The 17,360-nt window shown below is 67.7% G+C and carries 16 protein-coding genes and 1 pseudogene; 9 read left to right on the top strand and 8 right to left on the bottom strand.

Annotation, left to right across the window (positions count from 1 at the left end):
- The first annotated feature begins 27 nt into the window (after window positions 1-27).
- Complete coding sequence (locus tag GA0074694_RS10625; RefSeq protein ID WP_091456300.1) at window positions 28-813, top strand: methyltransferase domain-containing protein; 786 nt, start codon at window positions 28-30, stop codon at window positions 811-813.
- A gap of 738 nt (window positions 814-1,551) precedes the next feature.
- Here GA0074694_RS10625 and GA0074694_RS10630 read toward each other — a convergent pair.
- The 4 genes from GA0074694_RS10630 to GA0074694_RS10645 are packed head-to-tail and all read right to left on the bottom strand — an operon-like array spanning window position 1,552 to window position 4,608.
- Window positions 1,552-1,899 (bottom strand): transposase, encoded by a 348-nt coding sequence (locus GA0074694_RS10630; protein WP_091456304.1) that lies wholly within the window; start codon window positions 1,897-1,899, stop codon window positions 1,552-1,554.
- 52 nt (window positions 1,900-1,951) lie between these two features.
- A complete protein-coding gene (locus tag GA0074694_RS10635; RefSeq protein WP_091456311.1) occupies window positions 1,952-3,124 on the bottom strand; it encodes a sedoheptulose 7-phosphate cyclase in 1,173 nt (390 codons plus the stop codon).
- Window positions 3,117-3,578 (bottom strand): S-ribosylhomocysteine lyase, encoded by a 462-nt coding sequence (locus GA0074694_RS10640; protein ID WP_091456317.1) that lies wholly within the window; start codon window positions 3,576-3,578, stop codon window positions 3,117-3,119. Before GA0074694_RS10640 ends, GA0074694_RS10635 begins: the two co-directional genes overlap by 8 nt.
- Before the next feature lie 52 nt (window positions 3,579-3,630).
- Window positions 3,631-4,608, bottom strand: a complete 978-nt coding sequence (locus GA0074694_RS10645; protein ID WP_091456320.1) for an NAD-dependent epimerase/dehydratase family protein — start codon at window positions 4,606-4,608, stop codon at window positions 3,631-3,633.
- 406 nt (window positions 4,609-5,014) lie between these two features.
- On the opposite strand from GA0074694_RS10645, the gene istA reads away from it, so the two are divergent.
- From istA to GA0074694_RS10665, 4 genes are all read left to right on the top strand, one after another.
- On the top strand, window positions 5,015-6,259 hold the full coding sequence (gene istA / locus GA0074694_RS10650; protein WP_091456172.1) for an IS21 family transposase: 1,245 nt from the start codon (window positions 5,015-5,017) through the stop codon (window positions 6,257-6,259).
- A complete protein-coding gene (locus GA0074694_RS10655; protein ID WP_091453986.1) occupies window positions 6,259-6,594 on the top strand; it encodes a hypothetical protein in 336 nt (111 codons plus the stop codon). Before istA ends, GA0074694_RS10655 begins: the two co-directional genes overlap by 1 nt.
- Window positions 6,594-7,418, top strand: a complete 825-nt coding sequence (istB, locus tag GA0074694_RS10660) for an IS21-like element helper ATPase IstB (RefSeq protein WP_091456176.1) — start codon at window positions 6,594-6,596, stop codon at window positions 7,416-7,418. Before GA0074694_RS10655 ends, istB begins: the two co-directional genes overlap by 1 nt.
- 598 nt (window positions 7,419-8,016) lie before the next feature.
- The gene (locus tag GA0074694_RS10665) at window positions 8,017-8,232 is read left to right on the top strand and encodes a hypothetical protein (RefSeq protein WP_091456327.1); all 216 of its coding nucleotides are present in this window, start codon (window positions 8,017-8,019) and stop codon (window positions 8,230-8,232) included.
- On the opposite strand, the gene GA0074694_RS10670 is transcribed toward GA0074694_RS10665, so the two are convergent.
- Window positions 8,215-9,057 (bottom strand): transposase family protein, encoded by an 843-nt coding sequence (locus GA0074694_RS10670; RefSeq protein ID WP_091456330.1) that lies wholly within the window; start codon window positions 9,055-9,057, stop codon window positions 8,215-8,217. The two genes, GA0074694_RS10665 and GA0074694_RS10670, sit on opposite strands and share 18 nt — an antisense overlap.
- 153 nt (window positions 9,058-9,210) lie before the next feature.
- Here GA0074694_RS10670 and GA0074694_RS10675 point away from each other — a divergent pair, with 153 nt between their 5' ends.
- From GA0074694_RS10675 to GA0074694_RS10690, 4 genes are all read left to right on the top strand, one after another.
- Complete coding sequence (locus GA0074694_RS10675; protein WP_091456332.1) at window positions 9,211-10,182, top strand: hypothetical protein; 972 nt, start codon at window positions 9,211-9,213, stop codon at window positions 10,180-10,182.
- A 123-nt stretch (window positions 10,183-10,305) separates the two neighbouring features.
- Complete coding sequence (locus GA0074694_RS34125; protein WP_425413589.1) at window positions 10,306-10,704, top strand: transposase family protein; 399 nt, start codon at window positions 10,306-10,308, stop codon at window positions 10,702-10,704.
- Window positions 10,705-10,793: 89 nt separating this feature from the next.
- Window positions 10,794-12,017 carry an IS110 family RNA-guided transposase gene (locus GA0074694_RS10685; protein ID WP_141714041.1) on the top strand — a complete coding sequence of 408 codons (1,224 nt, stop codon included), beginning with the start codon at window positions 10,794-10,796 and terminating at the stop codon, window positions 12,015-12,017.
- A 48-nt stretch (window positions 12,018-12,065) separates the two neighbouring features.
- Entirely contained in the window at window positions 12,066-13,025 is a 960-nt protein-coding gene (locus tag GA0074694_RS10690; RefSeq protein WP_245714737.1) for an ISAs1 family transposase, read from the top strand.
- Here GA0074694_RS10690 and GA0074694_RS10695 read toward each other — a convergent pair.
- The 3 genes and pseudogenes from GA0074694_RS10695 to GA0074694_RS10705 all read right to left on the bottom strand — a co-directional run bounded on the left by GA0074694_RS10695 (window position 13,022) and on the right by GA0074694_RS10705 (window position 17,280).
- Window positions 13,022-14,223, bottom strand: a pseudogene (locus GA0074694_RS10695) (IS256 family transposase). The gene GA0074694_RS10690 and the pseudogene GA0074694_RS10695 sit on opposite strands and share 4 nt — an antisense overlap.
- Window positions 14,224-14,438: 215 nt before the next feature.
- Window positions 14,439-15,704 (bottom strand): IS701 family transposase, encoded by a 1,266-nt coding sequence (locus GA0074694_RS10700; protein WP_141714129.1) that lies wholly within the window; start codon window positions 15,702-15,704, stop codon window positions 14,439-14,441.
- 328 nt (window positions 15,705-16,032) lie between these two features.
- Entirely contained in the window at window positions 16,033-17,280 is a 1,248-nt protein-coding gene (locus tag GA0074694_RS10705; protein ID WP_091458950.1) for an IS4 family transposase, read from the bottom strand.
- Window positions 17,281-17,360 lie beyond the last annotated feature (80 nt).

Here is a 17,360-nt window from a genome sequence, read left to right on the forward strand (position 1 = left end):
CCGCCTACGACCGAAGGAGTATTCCCGATGACCACCGGTAGCAGCCGTTACCAGTTCCGCAACCACATCGACCACCTGCACCCATTGCAGGAGATCCTCGATCCGATCACCGTCGACGAGCTGGCCTGCCTGGAGATCGCCGCCGGGCAGGCCGCCCTGGAGGTCGGTGCCGGAGCCGGATCCATCGCCCGCCGCCTGTGTGACCTGGTGGGTCCGACCGGGAAGGTCATGGCCGTCGACATCGACACCCGCCTGCTCGACCCCACCGGCGTCCTGGACGTCTACCAACGCGACCTGCGCGCCGAGCCTCTCCCGGTCACGCCCGGCAGCATCGACGTGGCCACCGCCCGCTGCGTGCTGGAACACCTGCCCAACAGACACGCCCTGCTCAACCAGATGATCACCGCGCTGCGGCCCGGCGGATGGCTCGTCCTCGGGGAGATCGTCTACGCCCCCGTCGCCGCCCACGCACCCCGCAGCGCCGACACCGACCTGATCATCCACGTCGCGCACGCCATCCTCGACGTGCTCTCCGCCCACGGCGTCGACCTGCACTGGGGCGACAAAACCCCCGGCATCCTCCTCGGCAACGGCTTCGAGCAGACACGAACCCGATGGATCGCGGAAACGTGGACCGGCGGCAGCCCGGGCTGCCGCCTGCTCGCCGACAACGCCCACCAACTGCACCACAAGCTCCTCCGCGAAGGCCTGTCCCACCAGGACCTGGACCGGTTCGCCGAACTCATGACCGACCCCGCCGTGCTCGTACGCGGCTACCAGTTCGCGTCCACCACCGCCCGCAAACCCCACTAACCCGACCAGACGGGCGGGCCACGACACCGCATACCCCGCACCTGCTCCGGAGACCCTGTTGCTACTTCCACCGCTGACGACGATCCCGATCCGCCCCGCCGTGCCGGTCGACACCCCGACGATCGCGCACCGGCGACATCCCTCCTGGCATTCCAGCATCCGCCCTGCCTGACTTGCTGGCCCCCTTCGCCCTGTGTCCGGCTCTCCCGGACCCCGGCGGCGGGTCGTCACGCCCGCGACTACTACGAGGCCTCCGCCCCAACCGGTCACCCATCAGCGGCAACACACCTGCCCGGCCCCGCCCTGGAAGGACGGAAACCCGGCGGACGCCGGTCGGTTCCCACGTTCACCAAATGATCGATCAGCCAGGGAGATGCCCAGCTCTACTCCGGCAGCATCGCCACGGCTACGCCGCAGGCCTTCACCGTGGCGGAACTAAACGGCTTCGGAGTCCACCCCGGCGGCCGAAGCCTCGGGGTCGTGCGCTGCTCACCGGCCCGTATCCACCAGATTGGAGCCGACTTCGCTGTTACGGAGCGTCAGACACTGGTTCACTCGCGTTACACCTTCTGGCCTCGCCTCGACGAACCCGCACCGTCTGGCAGTCCCGGCACGTCCCGCCTTTGTCAGGGCCGCTTGCCACCCCCCCATTGCGCAGGTCAGGCTGCCCTCAGGCTTCGACCGGGCCGCTGCGACAGCCCGGCGGGAAGGTCTCTCACCCTCCTCGATCAATCAGCGCTACGTGGCGCACCGCTCCGCCGCGAAATACGCGCTCGCCGCCTTCAGGATCTCATTCGCCCGCCGCAACTCGGCGACTTCCCTGCGCAGCCGGCGGTTCTCCTCGGCCATCTCGCTGGTGGGCCGATCAATGCGCTCACCCGCGTCGGCCTCGGCCTGCCGGATCCAGTTCCGCAACGCCTCGTGATGCACGCCCAACTGCTCGGCCAGGCGCCGGATCACCGGCTTCGGGTCCGACTCGCGATACAAGCGCACAGCGCGTTGACGTAGCTCGTCGGGGTACTTCTTCGGTGCTGCCACGGACGACTTCCTCCCCACGGCCATCAGACCATGATCAAGAAGCTCCATGAAAGCGGGGGTAGCTCACACCGATGTGCCGTTGCTCGCGTCGCAACGTGTGTCATTCCAGGGCGTCTGCTGCGGCAGCCAGCTCGTCGGGCGTGAGGTCGTCAATGAAGATGCACTCCCCGATTCTCGGCGGTAGCGGAATGCGCTGGCGTCCGGCCCGGTGACGAGTGCGTTCTCGCACCGACTCCCAGAGTCTTCCTGGGCCGATTGGTGGAATCGCCGTCGGCAGGCCGAGCCGCCGGCTCAGTCGGAGGAACCTGCCCAGCTGCTCGGACGACAACAGCCCACGCCGGTTCGAGATGACGGCTGACAGGTTCAGATCCAGGGCGACCGCCTCACCGTGCCGCAGCGGGCCGCTGGTCACGTTCATTTCGAACGCCTGGGAGAAGGTATGACCGAGGTCGACGGCCCGGGCGAGGTTGGCCTCGCGCAGGTTCGGTCGGAGTTCGCTCAGCATCACTTCGATGGCCCGTCGCAGCAGCGCCTGGACGTCGTCGGTGTCGAGCGCTCCGCGGCGCAGGGCGTCGACCTGCTGTTCGAGCAAAGTGAATATTTGCGCGTCGCACCCGAGACCTAGTTTCAGGATCTCGCCCAGGCCGCTGGCCACCTCTGCGGGAGGAAGGGAGTTCAGGAGCGTGTGGTCCAGCAGGACCGCGCTCGGGGCAGTGAAGGTGCCAACCAGGTTCTTGCGACCCATGAAGTTGATCGCGGTCTTGATTCCGATGGAGGCGTCGACGTATGCCAACAGAGTCGTCGGCACCCTGATCAGCGGAACCCCCCTACGGTAAATGCTCGTGGCGAAGCCAGCCACATCGAGCACCGCCCCACCACCGATGGCGATCACCGGCTCTTCCCGTCGGTCCAGGTCGAAGCGCTCGAACCCGTCGATGATTTTCAGCGCGGTGTCCATCTCCTTGCACGCCTCACCGCCGGGCAGGAAGAGGAACTCGGCCTTCAGGCCGTGGAAAGCGAAGTAGTTATCCAGTTCGCGTCGATGACGCTCGACTCCACTGTCGACGATGACGAATCGGCGGCCCGGCAGTCGCCCGCCGGCCGCGAGGTCGGGATTGGCGGTGTCGAACACGTTCGCTGTCCGCCTGATGACGTATGAGCGCGGTTCATCATCCATCATCACCCAGTTGGCGATCGGCTCGCTCCGCTCCAACTCGGGATCGGGTCCGGAGTGTTCGGGGCGGAGTCCCGTGGGCAGACCGGACTCAGGCACGGCCGTCCTCCTCGAGAACGCCCGGGATGTGCCATCGCGCCCGGTGTCTCAGGAGCCATTCGGCGATCTCCTGAGCGCCGGTCAGGCTGTGGTTGAGGGCCCAGCCGCAGTTGACGTTGTCCGCTAACGGCACCTCACGCGAGGTCAGCACCTCGGCGAGCGCGTCCGCAAGGAGGGCGGAAAGCTGTTCGCGGTCCGTCAGGTTGACGGTAACGATGTAGAACCCCGTCTGGCATCCCATCGGCGCGACGGCGAGGATGTTGTCCGAGTTGGCTCGCAGCCGGGTCGATAGGAAATGCTCGACCGAGTGAATCGCAGGCATCGCCATGCTGCTGACGTTCGGCTGTGCGACGCGAAGATCCCAGAGCAGCGTTTCGTCGCCGTGCCGGCCGCGTCGTCGCTCCATGACCCGCAGGAACGGGGGAGCCATGTATCGGTGATCTATGTCTGCCATGTCCGTTCCTCACAGGTCGCAACAGGTTGTCAGGTGTGTGGTGGTCCGGGCGTCAGCCGAGTTGCGCCTTGACCTGGTCGTAGATCCATCGATAAGTCGATTCGAGACCCTCTGCCAGCCTGATGGACGGCTCCCACCCGAGTTCCTTGTGGATCAGGGCGTTGTCGCTGTTGCGGCCCCGGACGCCGAGAGGGCCCGGGACGTGCCGGACCCGCAACCTCGTGCCAGCGATTTCCTGAATCAGGCGGTAGAGATCGTTGATGCTGACCGCCTCGGAACTGCCGATGTTCAGCGGATCAGCGTAGTCGCTGCGGGTGAGAGCGATGGATCCAGTGACGCAATCGTCAACGTGCATGAATGACCGCATCTGCCTGCCGTCGCCCCAGATCTCCACCTCCTGGCCGCCGGCGAGCGCGGCGACCGCGACCTTCCGGCAGGCCGCAGCGGGCACCTTTTCCCGTCCGCCGCACCAGGAGCCCTTGGGCCCGTAGACGTTATGGTAGCGACCCACCCGGGTCGACAATCCGAAATCTTCCCGGAAATGGCGGGTCATTCGTTCGCTGAACAGCTTCTCCCAGCCGTACCCGTCCTCGGCCATAGCCGGGTAGGCGTCCTCCTCGCGCAAGGGGACGACCTCGGTGTCGCGTTGTTTGTCCGCCGGGTAGACACATGCGGACGAGGAGAAGAAGAACCGCTCCGCCTTGTTGTCGCGGGCGGCCATGAGCATGTGTGTGTTGATCAGGACAGACAGCATGCAGTACGCCTTGTGTGACTCGATGAATCCCATTCCTCCCATGTCGGCGGCGAGGTTGTACACCTCCTGCGCCCCGCCGGACAGGATTTCCTGGCAGGATTCCAGGGTCGACAGGTCGCGGACCATGTTATCCGCGCGTCCGTGTACCTGGTGCCACGCGGACAGGGGCTTCCGATCGACCGCGCGGACTCTTCGTCCCTCCGCAATCAGGGCCTGCACAAGGTGACCGCCGATGAAGCCACCGGCACCGGTAACTATGACATCAGCTCCAGACATGTACCCGCTCCTCGCCGCAATGCATTGGCAGGAATCTAGGAAAAGGTTGTGTGCTGTGGACGTCGGGTGGCAGTAACCTGCCAACCGCCCGGCCGGAAACCGATGGCAGGAAGATGCCATTGCTTTACCTGGCCGTCGCGCACGTAGTATGAGTCGGAAGCTCCTCGGCGCGTGCGCCGGATTCCTGGGGCCCGGCCGACGTGCTGAATGGGCCGTCAGCGGGCGAAGTTCCGCGTCAGCTGTGGCAAGCGCAAAGAACGAGGCGGCCCCCGGAGAAGGCGGAGGATCGTGCTGTGTGCCGGCGAACAGCCGCGCGTCTGATGGTGTCGACGACGCGTGAAAAATGACCCTGTGTCGACGGGTCAAAACTGACCCCCTTCAGTGATCTTGAGTTAAGACATGGAGGGTGATCAAAGTGGAGGATTGGGCGGAAATCCGCCGGCTCTACCTGGCCGAGCAGATGCCGATCAAGGCGATCGCACGCAGGCTCGGGCTGTCGCGTAACACGGTCCGTAGCGCGGTTCGGTCGGTGCAGCCGCCGAAGTACGTGCGGGCGGCGAAGGGCTCGATCGTGGACGCGGCCGAGCCGCGGATCCGGGCGTTGTTGAAGGAGTTTCCGGACATGCCGGCGACGGTGATCGCGGAGCGTATCGGTTGGACGCGGTCGTTGACGGTGCTCAAGGAACGGGTCCGTGAGTTGCGGCCGGTGTATGCGCCGGTTGATCCGGCTTCGCGCACTGTCTACGGGCCTGGCGAGCGGGCGCAGTGTGATCTGTGGTTCCCGCCGGCGCCGGTTCCGTTGGGGTTCGGGCAGGTGGCCACCCCGCCGGTGCTGGTGATGGTGTCGGGCTATTCCCGCTGGTTGTGCGCGACGACGATCCCGACGCGGTCCGCGGAGGATCTGGTCCTGGGGCAGTGGGCGGTGTTGGGTCAGCTGGGTGGGGTGCCGCGGGAGTTGGTGTGGGACAACGAGTCCGGGGTGGGCCGCTACGGTGGCGCGCAGCCCAAACTCACCGCGCAGTTCAGCGTGCTACGCGGGATGGTGGGCACCAGGGTGCGGATCCTGCGCCCGCGGGATCCGGAGTCCAAGGGCCTGGTCGAGCGTGCCAACGGCTATCTGGAGACCTCCTTCCTGCCCGGACGCCGGTTCGCCAGCGTGGCCGATTTCAACATCCAGTTGGCTGATTGGATCGCCCTGGCCAACACCCGGCCGAAGCGGGCACTCGATGCGGCGGCGCCGGCCGATCGGATCGGCGCGGACCGGGCCGCGATGGGCGCGTTGCCGCCGATCGAGGCCACGGCGATCGGCTGGCGGCACACGGTACGACTCGGACGTGACCACTACGTCCGGCTCGACAGCTGCGACTACTCGGTGCACCCGAACGCCGTGGGGCACCGGGTCGAGGTCACCGCCGATCTGCACACCGTGCGCGTCCTGCGCTCCGGTGTTCTGGTCGGCGAGCACGAGCGGTGCTGGGCCCGGCAGCAGACCATCACCGACCCCGAGCACACGAAGGCGGCCGCGGTGATGCGGCAGGCGTATCAAGACCGGCCCCGAGGCCGCGCCGCGGCCCAGGTCGCGTGTCGGGACCTGGCCGACTACGACCGGATCCTCGGCACCAGCGGCGACGACCTGGCGGAGGTGGCCTGATGACCCCCACCACCACGGCGGCGCAGGCGAGTGCGCTGACCGCCGCCGCGTCCTTGCTGGCCACCGCCGCGTTGATGGACGCCGTCGGCGCGCAACGCGTGTCGGTGACCGTGGCCGACATCGACATCGACATCCAGGTCCCGGCCCGCACCGGCACCGAAGCGGCCCGGGCGGCGGTCGTGGCCGCCTACGCCCACGCGTTGTCGACGCCGGTGCAGCGCCGCGCCGGCGGCCCGCACACGTGGATCGAGGCCCACGGCACCATCGCCGGCCACCCGGTCCACGTCTGGACCATCGCCGACGTCGAACCGGCCACGCGACAGGCGATGGCCTGATGCCCACCAAGACCACCACCCACCCCGGCCGCACCGGCACGCCGACCAGCCGGGACACCACCGCCGAGATCGCCTACCTGACCCGCGCGCTCAAGGCGCCGACCCTGCGTGACGCCGTCACCCGACTGGCCGACCGCGCCCGCACCGAGAACTGGACACACGAGGAATTCCTGGCCGCCTGCCTCCACCGTGAGGTCGCCGCCCGGGAGTCCCACGGCGGTGAGGGCCGCATCCGCGCCGCCCGCTTCCCCGCCCGGAAGGCCCTGGAAGAGTTCGACTTCGACCACCAGCGCTCGTTGAAACGCGACCTCCTCGCCCACTTGGGCACCCTCGACTTCGTCGCCGCCCGAGACAACGTGGTGTTCCTCGGCCCTCCCGGCACCGGCAAGACCCACCTCGCCACCGGCCTGGGCATCCGTGCCTGCCAAGCCGGCCACCGCGTCGCGTTCGCCACCGCCGCCGAATGGGTCGCCCGACTGGCTACCGCGCACAACGCCGGCCGACTACAGGACGAGATCACCAAACTCGGCCGCATCCCACTGATAATTATCGATGAGGTCGGCTACATCCCGTTCGAACCCGAAGCCGCGAACCTGTTCTTCCAACTCGTCTCCGCCCGCTACGAACGCGCCAGCCTCATCGTCACCTCGAACAAACCCTTCGGCCGCTGGGGCGAGGTCTTCGGCGACGACACCGTCGCCGCCGCCATGATCGACCGCCTCGTCCACCACGCCGAAGTCATCAGCCTGAAAGGAGACAGCTACCGCCTCAAAGACCGCGACCTCGGCCGCGTCCCCGCAGCCACCAACGACGACGACCGATGAACAACCAGGGGGTCAAATTTCGGCCGCCGCTAAAGGGTCAAATTTCGAATGTCGTTGACAGATGGGTCGTCTTGACGCCGGTGGCCGGTTCACACGGGCTACCCCGCCGTCCGGTCAACCTGCTTCGACCGATCCGGTGGGGTCGCATGGCAGGAAATGGCCAAGTGTCGTGACGGACACCTTGCCCCCCTCTAACGTCGGCCGGGGGACGGGTGCTATGAGGCGGAGGTGGTGAGGTGTTTCCGGATGTCAGCCCGTGCGCTCGGCTGTCAGCCATCGCCGGTATCAGCACCCTTGTAGGGAGACCAGGTCGGCTCACGCGAGGTGAGCTCGCGGCAGAGCTGGTCTGGGATCGCCGCACCTCGGTCCCGTCCTGTTTGGCACGAGCGCTACCGCCTGCGGGAGCAACAGAAACCCATGCCGGAAACCGGCAGGGGCGTCCTGGCCTCGAGCCGTTGTACGTCACCGCCCCAGAACGCCCGAAGTCAAGCCCGATCTCGTCTGCGTCACCACCGGTGGTCTTCGGAATATGCCGACGGCCACGCACTTGCAGGCGCAAAGAATTCTACGATGTATGACATGAAGGAGGGTCTCACCGATGGCGGCGACCGATACGCCACGCGGCATCGATGTGGTGATGACGACGATTGGTGACGCTGAGGCCTTCTTCAAGTCCTACAGTGACCTTGTCGTACGGCAGGACGGTCCCATCCGGGTGCGGTTCATCGTAATCCCCGACCGGAAGACACCGCCGGAATTCCTCGAGGTCTGCGAGAGGGCGCGTAGTGAAGTGATCTCAACAACCTTGCGGTAGGTATTTGTATTCGAAATGGGTCAGGTGTAGCGCGGCTGCGATGATGTCGCCGATTCGTCGTGGGCTGATGGTCGTGTGGCGTAGCGTCTTCCAGCGTCCGATGAGGATGGCGAAGCCGCGTTCTCCCTGCCAACGCAGGCCGCGTAGCAGTCTGTTGTATGCACGGTTGTCGGGCGCGAGGTGGTGGCCGTCGGCGGGTTGCTTGACGGGGGTCTTGATGCCGTGGCCTGCGCCTTCGTAGCCGGAGTCGGCCAGAGCGGGCAGGCCCAGCTCGGCGGCGGACCAGTTCAGGGCGGCGGTGACGCCCCGGTCGCGGGCGCAACTGGTGTCGTGCAGATGCCCCGGCATCGCCGCCGATGTCCAGATTGGCAGCCCGTCCGGGCGCATGACGGCTTGGATGTTCGCGCCGAAGTCGCGGTGCTTTCCGGAGAACCAGGCGTCGATCACCTCACCCTTGACCGACAGGGTCGTCTCGGTGACCCGGTCGCAGTCGAACAGCTTGCCGTCGAGGATCACGTGCGACCAGCCGTCGGCGGCGGCCCGACGCAGCGCGGTGTGCAGATCGCTCGCCTGGGCGGCAAGGACCGTGACGCCCTCGTCGCGGTAGCGGTAGGCGGTCGCCCGGGAGATGCCGAACCCGGCGGCCAGGAGGGTCATGTCCTCACCCTTGCGGAACCAGACCAGCACCATCAGGGCCTGGTAGAAGCAGGTCAACGCCCGCGCGCCCCGACGGGTGCCGCAGGCCCGGCGCTGCGCGTACAGCAGACGCGCCACGTGCTGCACGAGTTCCCTCGGGACGTCGACCATGGCACGATAGGCAATCACGTGGAGCCCTCTCGAAGACGTGGATCTGTCGCAAGAACCTGTCTATCGATGGCTCCACGCCTGTATCCACTGCCGCCCGACTCGCCGCCTTCGACCGTGTCGCGCCAATCAACCCTTATGCGTTGCTGAGATCACCTCAGTGAAGGGCTCGACGTGCTCAGCCCGACGATCGCCGAACAGGACGCTCTGCTGCACCGGCTTGGTGCGCCCGGCCTGATCCCCTATGACTCGGACAACCGCAGGAACGTCGGCTATCTGCTCTCCTGGATGGGGGACGCCGATCTGGTGATCAGCGTCGACGACGACAACTTCCCCGTAGGCCCCGAATTCTTCACCGAACATCTCGTCGTGACCGCCGGTCCTCGACGATACCTGACCATCGACACCGCGAGCGGCTGGTGGAACCCTTGTGACCAACTCGACATCGCACCGCTGGCCGTTTATCCGCGGGGGTTCCCCTACCAGCATCGGCGCGTCTGTGAGGTGGTCGAGCAGGTGGCGACGGTCGACGTCCGGGTGAATGCGGGGCTGTGGCTCGGTGATCCCGATGTGGATGCCATTACCAGGATGGCGATCGGGCCGACCTCTCGTGCGTTGCGGCGTAAGGAGGCGGTGCTCGGGTCGCGCACCTGGGCTCCGATCAATTCGCAGAACACGGCGCTCCACCGGGACACCCTGCCGGCTTACTATTTTCCCCGGATGGGTTATTACTATCGAGGGCAGAAGGTCGACCGATACGCGGACATTTTTAGCGGCTACTTCGTCCAGGCGTGTGCGCGGCATCTCGGGCACGGCATCCGGTTCGGCTCTCCGCTTGCCGATCACAAGCGCAACGTTCATTACCTGATCGACGACCTGCGGCAGGAAATGTCCGCGATTGCGATTCTCGACGACCTCCTGGATTGGCTGAAGGGCTGCGATCTGAACGGCTCGACCTACGCGGAGGCATATCGGTCTCTTTCGTACCAGATGCAGGACGCCGTGGAGCACATGTCGGGCCCGCACTGGGATCACGAGATTCGCGGATTCATGCATCAGATCTCCCACCTGATGCGTCAGTGGCTGGACGTGCTGGAGCGAGCCCGCGGGGCCGCACACTCAGGGCCGTTGCGTACTCGAGGGTAAGGTGTGTGAGCTGGGGTTTCAGCGGGTGAGTGCCCTCTGTGGAGGCGAGTGAGGCGGGTGAGACCTCGAAGATGATCATGGAGTTCTCGACGCTTCACGACACCAGAAGAGACCTCACCCGCAATGGCATCATCCCTCATTCCCGTACTGACCGTGACAACCCCCGGCAGCGGTGTCCTCCCCGCGCCGGTCACCGACGGTGAACGCCGTGGGCTGCTGGCTGCGTTGTCCGCGATTCCGGACCCGCGGAACCCGCGCGGCGTGCGTTACCCCCTGGCCGCGCTGCTGACGGTCGCGGTGTGCGCGGTCCTGGCCGGGGCGTCGTCGTTCGCCGCGATCACCGATTGGCTGTACGACCTGGACGAGCCGGCACAGGTCCGGCTGGGTTTCCCCCCCGTTACCTTTTTGATCGTCCCCAGCCGGGGACTCCTCGGTCGCCCGGCCCGGTATGACTTCCTGCCCCTGTCGTTGATGATCCGGGGGGTGTTGTCGCCGGGTCGGGTGGCGTCGGCGGACCGCTGATAGGGACACGGCCACCCGCTCTGTTGGGGTAGGTCTCTTCGTAACGTGGCTGCCGGCAGTCCGACGCCCTGACTGCGGCCGAGGCCACGATGCGATGCGTGGAGGCGGGTCTGGTGAACGACGGATACGGCGTCTACCTCGGCTTGGACGTCGGCAAGGGTGATCACCACGCGGTCGGTTTGGCTCCGGGCGGCAAGCGGCTGCATGACGCGGCGTTACCGAACACGGAGGCTCGGCTGCGGCAGTTGTTCGACAAACTCGCCCGGCACGGCCGGGTTCTGGTGGTGGTCGACCAGCCCGCCTCGATCGGCGCCCTGCCGATCGCGGTCGCTCGGGCCCGCGGTCATCAGGTGGCCTACCTGCCCGGCCTGGCCATGCGTCGCATCGCTGACCTGCACCCGGGCACGGCGAAGACCGACGCCCGTGATGCCTACGTCATCGCCGACGCCGCCCGGACCCTTCCGCATACGCTGCGGCGGGTCGACGTCGGCGACGAGGCCCTGGCCGAGTTGGAAGTCCTGGTCGGCTTCGATGACGATCTAGCCGGCGAGGCCACCCGGATCTCGAACCGGATCCGTGGGCTGCTGACTCAGATCCATCCTGCCCTGGAACGAGTGCTGGGGCCGAAAGTGCAGCACAAGGCCGTGCTGGAGCTGCTGTCCCGGTGCGGCGGACCAGCAGGGCTACGCAGGGCTGGCCGCCGCAAACTGCTGTCCATCGCCGGGCCCCACGCCCCTCGCCTGGCCGACCGGCTGGTCGAGCAGGTCATGAGCGCACTCGACGAACAGACCGTCACCGTCCCCGGCACGCAGGCTGCGGAAACGATCCTGCCCCGCCTCGCCGACAGCCTCCGCGACGTCCTGCGCCAGCGCGACCAGGTCGCCGGCGAGGTCGAAGGGATGCTTGATGCGCACCCTCTCGCCCCGGTCCTGACCTCGATGCCCGGCATCGGAGTCAGGACCGCCGCCCGGATCCTGCTCGAAGTCGGCGACGGCACCGCCTTCGCCACCCCCGGGCACCTCGCCGCCTACGCCGGCCTCGCCCCAGTGACCCGACGATCCGGCAGCAGCATCCGCGGCGAACACCCACCCCGCGGCGGCAACAAGCAGCTCAAACGAGCCTTCTTCCTCGCCGCGTTCGCCGCCCTCGCCGATCCGGTCAGCCGCGCCTACTACGACCGCAAACGCGCCGAAGGCAAACGCCACAACGCCGCCCTCATCTGCCTCGCCCGACGCCGCTGCGACGTCCTGTTCGCCATGCTCCGCGACAAGATCCCCTACCAACCCCGCCCAAGCACGCCCGTCCCCGCTTGACGAAACCCATAGGGACACCCCCCCCGGGGCGTGTCGGCCGGGACCACGGTGTGGCGGCTGCTGACCAGGCTGGACGACGGCCTGCTCGCCACGGTCCTGGCCGGCTGGCTACTGACCCGGGTGAAGCCGGTGGCCTCCCGGCCGCACCGGTACCGAACCGTGATCGCCATCGACGGCAAGACGCTGCGCGGCGCCCGCCGGCCCGACGGCGGGCAGGTGCACCTGCTGTCCGCGCTGGACACCAGCACCGGCATCGTCCTCGCGCAGGTCACCGTGGCCGCGAAATCGAATGAAATCCCTGCCTTCGGCCCGCTGCTGGACGCGGTCGAGGCCGTGCTGGGCAGCCTGGCCGGGGTGGTCTTCGTCGCCGACGCGTTGCACACCCAGACCGGGCACGCTCAGCAGATCACCGCCCGCGGCGCGCACCTGCTACTGCCTGCCAAGGCCAACCAGCCCACCCTGTTCCGGCAGGTCAAGGCACTGCCTTGGGCGCAGATCCCGATCGGGGACCAGACCCGCGACCGCAGACACGGCCGACCCGAGACCCGCACCGTCAAAGCCGTCACGCTGCAGACTCCCGGCGGCATCAGCTTCCCGCACGCCGCTCAGGCCGTCCGGATCACCCGCACCCGCACCACCAGCGGCAAGACCAGCCGCGAAACCGCGTACCTGGTCGTGTCACTGCCCGCCGCCGACGCCCAGCCCGCCGACCTGCAAACATGGGCCAGACCAGAATGGTTGATCGAGAATCAGGTGCATCACGTCAGAGACATGACATTCCGTGAGGATCTTCACCAGGCCCGGACCGGCACCGGACCCGCCATCATGGCAACCCTACGTAACACCGCGATCGGTTACCACCGCGTCAACGACGACGCCAACATCGCCCGCGCCACCCGACGCGCCGACCGCCGACCAGACGACCTCATCCAGGCCGTGACCAGTAGGGGGTTACCGGGAGTGTGTCGATTTCCGTGTTTGGGCCTGTGGTGTGATCGAGGTTGTTAGATGGTGATCCGGTCGCCGTAGGCGAGGATCAGGGCGTTGAGGGCCTTGGCCCAACCGTAGACCCGGCCGGTGATGCTCCCACCACCCCGGCGTTTCTGCTGGACGACGAGGTAGAGGACCTTCATCGCGGCCTGCTCGGTCGGGAAGTGCCCGCGCCGGCGGGCGGCTTGCCGGAACCGGGCGTTCAGGCTCTCGATGATGTTGGTGGTGTAGAGGACTTTGCGGACCTCGTGGTCGTAGTCGAGGAACGGGACGAACTGCGGCCAGGACGTTCGCCAGAGCCGGATCACGGCCGGGTACTGGTCGCCGAACTCGGTAGCGAACGCCTCGAAGCGGGCCTCCGCAGCCGCGACGGTGGGGGCGGTGTAGATCTCCCGCAACGCCGGGGTGATCTTCTGCCAGTCCTTGCGGTTGGTGTAGCGCAGGCTGGCCCGCACCAAGTGGACGACGCACTGCTGGTGCACCGCCTGTGGCCAGACCTGTTCGATCGCGTCGGTCATGCCCTTGAGCCCGTCGGAGCAGACCATGAACACGTCCTCGACACCCCGGTTGCGTAGTTCGGTGAGGTAGCCGGCCCACTGCTTGGCGCCTTCCCCGCCGGTGCCGGCCCACATACCGAGGACGTCACGTTCCCCGTCGAGGCTGATGCCGACCACGACGTAGACGGGCCGGTTCGCGACCTGCCCCTGCCGGATCTTCATCACCAGGGCGTCGATGAACACCACCGGATAGATCCTGTCGAGGGGCCGTTGCCGCCAGGCCTCCATCTCGTCCACGACGCTGTCGGTGACCCTGCTGATCAACTCCCGGGACACGTCGGCGTCGTACACGTCGGCGAGATGAGCGGAGATCTCCCCGGTCGTCAGACCTTTCGCGTACAGCGACAGGATCGCCTCGTTGAACCCATCCAGACGGCGGGCGTGCTTCGGCACGATCCGCGGGGTGAACGACCCGGCCCGGTCCCGGGGCACCTGGATCCGCACCGGGCCGACCTCGGTCTGCACCGTCTTCGCCCCATGCCCGTTACGGACGTTGGCCCGCCGACCGGACTGCTCGTCGACACCAGCCCCGTCGAGGTGAGCATCCAACTCGGCATCGAGGGCTGACTCGAGCACGGTGCGGGTGATTCCCGCGAGGAGCCCACCCGGCCCGACCAGGGACACCCCGTCGGCCTTGGCCCAATGCCACGTAGCCTAATTTGATCATGTTGTTGTGCTGGTCGTTTGTGCCCGGACGGGCTTCCGGCGGGTGTGGTGCGGCGGGCGGGTCAGCGTGTCCGGGCTGTGGTGTTGACGCCGGCTGGCTGGGCGGGTCTGGCCGGGTGTTTCTGGTAGTCCTTTCTGGCTGGTGGCGGCGGGCGGGTCCGCCGGTGGTGGGGGTTTGAGGCCCTAGTACGGCAGCCGCCGTTCGGGATCATGGCTGAAGTTCCAGGTTGAGGCGGCGTGTGTAGTGGGCTCGCCGGGCTCGGGCTTGATGGCGGCGTCGCCAGCCTGACCAGTGCAAACGGTGGGCGAGGTCGATGATCGGACGGATGATGCAGGCGTTGGTCAGGCGGCGGACCTCGTTGACGGTCAGCTTGATCAGCCCGGTGTCGCTGGGCTCGTCGTGGGTGGCGTCGGCGGCGCAGATGGCCAGGACGGCGAGGGCGGCCAGGGCGAGGGTGGTGAAGCGGTGCCAGGAGTCCCAGCGGCGGACCTGGTGCTGGTCCAGGCCGACCTGGCCCTTGGCGGCCTGGAAGGCTTCTTCGATGGTCCAGCGGATGCCGGCGACCCGCACGAGTTGGGCGAGGGTGGCTGGCCTGGGGGTCCAGCAGCGGTAGAAGGCCAGCTCACCGGTGCTGGTGTTGCGGCGGATCAGGAGGCTGTGTCGGCCGCCGTCGTCGGGGTCGGCATCGGTGCACACGTCATCGAGCCAGGCCCAGTCGTAGAGACGCGGCCCTTTCGACCCGGCGCCGGCTGAGCGGCGCTGCCACGCCGAGTCCGGTAGGTCAGCGGCGATCCAGTCGACGCGGACCCGGGTCTTACCGCCGTCGAGCGGTACCAGGTGGCTGCGGGACACCGCCAAGACGTAGCCGATCTCGTGGTCGCGCAGGCCAGCGCGGAAGGTGGCGCTGTTGCCGTAAGCCTCGTCCGCGGTGGCCCAGCCCGCCGGCACTCCGGCGGCCAGTGCGGCGGTGATCATCTCGGCGGCCAGCTCCGGCTTGGTGGCGAACTCAATCTCGTCGGGCACGCCGGCGGCTTGGCAACGGTCCCGGTCCTCGGTCCACGACACCGGCAGATACACCCGCCGGTCGATCAGCGTGTGCCCATCGACGCCGGCGTAGCCGAGGAACACCCCGACCTGGCTGTTCTCGACCCGCCCCGCCGTGCCGGTGTACTGCCGCTGCACCCCGACCGTGTGCACGCCCTTCTTCAGGTCCCCGGTGTCGTCAACGACCAGGACCGCGTCCGGCCCACCGAACCGGGAGGTGATCAACTGCCGCAGGTCGTTGCGGACGGCGTCGGCGTCCCACACCGCCCGGTACAACAGTCGCTGCATCGCATCCGGCCGGGAATGCCCGGCCTGCTCAGCCAACTGCCAACACGTCTTGACCTCGATGTCGGCCAGCAGCCCCGTCACGAACTGCCCCGCCGCACGACGCGGCTCCACCCGCCCGAACCGGCCCGCGAAGCAGCCCAGCACCTCGGCCAGCACCCGATCCCACCGACCAACAGCTACGCTGTGGCACGCGGCCACCGCAAGATCTGAAGTTGTGTCCACAACGCACAGACGATCACGCGGTGGCCGCCTCACGTCCACCGCGCCTCACCAGCAACATCTCAAACGGCGGCTGCCGTACTAGAACCGGATGGTCGCTGGGCCGTCGTGGCGGATGCTGGCCGGTTCGTGGTGTTTCTTGACGCGGTAGCTGTTGTGGCGGGCTCGTTTGACCGCCCGGGGGCAGCTGCGGTGCCGGCGGGGCGGTAGCGGCTTGCGGCCCAGCTCGGCGAGTGCGTGGGGCAGGTGGTCAGTCCAGTCTCCAGGGGGGAATGCCCGCCGTCCCGGTGGCGGTACGGCGGGCGATTCGCAGCGCGCGGGTGAAGCTGATCCGGTCGGGGTCGAGGTCGGCGGCCTCGGCCGCGCGGGTGATCAACGCGGCGAGGGCGTGGTGGACGATCAGCCAGGCCCAGATTTCCTGGTAGGCCAGCTCCGGCAGCCTTGAGCGCAGCAGACGGCCCGGGCCGCGTAGGTGCGTCTTGAGCTGGTCGTTGCTGGTCTCTTCTTCCCAGCGCAGGTGGTAGGCCTCGGCCAGCTCGTCCGCGTGGGCCTCGGCCGGGTCGAGGACGGTGGTCAGCAGCACGATCAGCTCGCCGGTGCCGTTGCCGTCGCGGTCGGGCACGTCGTACTCGACCACTCGTACCAGATACGCCAGCTCAGGGGCCAGATCCTGCCCAGCGCGGGCAGCGGCGACGACGCGGTCCCGGCGGGCGCCGCGGATCTTCGGGTTGATCACCACGGACACATACGTGCCGTCGGCCAGCACCCGCACGACCGGCAGCCGCAGCCCGGTCGGCGCCCGCCACAGCAACGCCGCCCCGGTGCCCGCCGCAGCAGACCAGGCGTCGAAGGAGTAGAACCCCCGGTCGGCGGTCAGCAGCTCATCGCGGCGCAGCCGCGGGTACAGCCGCATCGCCAATGTCTGCTCCCCGGTGCCATAGCCGGACACCTCCCCGGCCAGGAACGCGTGCGTGCCGCACTCGGCCAACGCCACCACCCGCGCCTTCGGATACGCCGACCGGTTGCCCCCCGAGCCGGCGTAGCCAAACTCGGCGGCGTTACCCGGCGTGTCCGGCAGGTCCACATCGAAGCCGTCAATAGCAAGGACTCGCCACCGCCGCAGCCACGCCCCCCGCGTATCAGTCGTGCCCACCGGCTGCACCACCGACTCGAAGATCTCCTCCATGACCGGCGCGCCCAGCCGCTGCCGCGCCTGGCTGATCCCCGACGCGGTCGGCACCGACCAAGCGGCGTCCCAGCAGCCGAACCGGGTCAACGCCCCGGTGACCTTCGTGGCGACCTCTTCGTAGTCATCCTCACCGAACAGGCACAACGCCATCGTCAGATAGGCCACCACATGCGGCGGAAGCTTCCCATCCGACCGCTTGGCCCCAACCCCAAACCGGGCCACCGCCGCGTCCACCGCATCCCGCGGCACCGCGGACACCAGCACCCCCAACGACACCTGATCCGCCGTCACCGCCACCGTCTCGGACATGACCGGCAAGCACACCAGCACCCGACCTGCCGGTCACGCCACCACGCCGACCATCCACAAAGACCCAGTCCAACCCCATG

It is taken from the genome of Micromonospora inyonensis, assembly GCF_900091415.1.
GTDB classification, from domain to species: Bacteria; Actinomycetota; Actinomycetes; order Mycobacteriales; family Micromonosporaceae; genus Micromonospora; species Micromonospora inyonensis.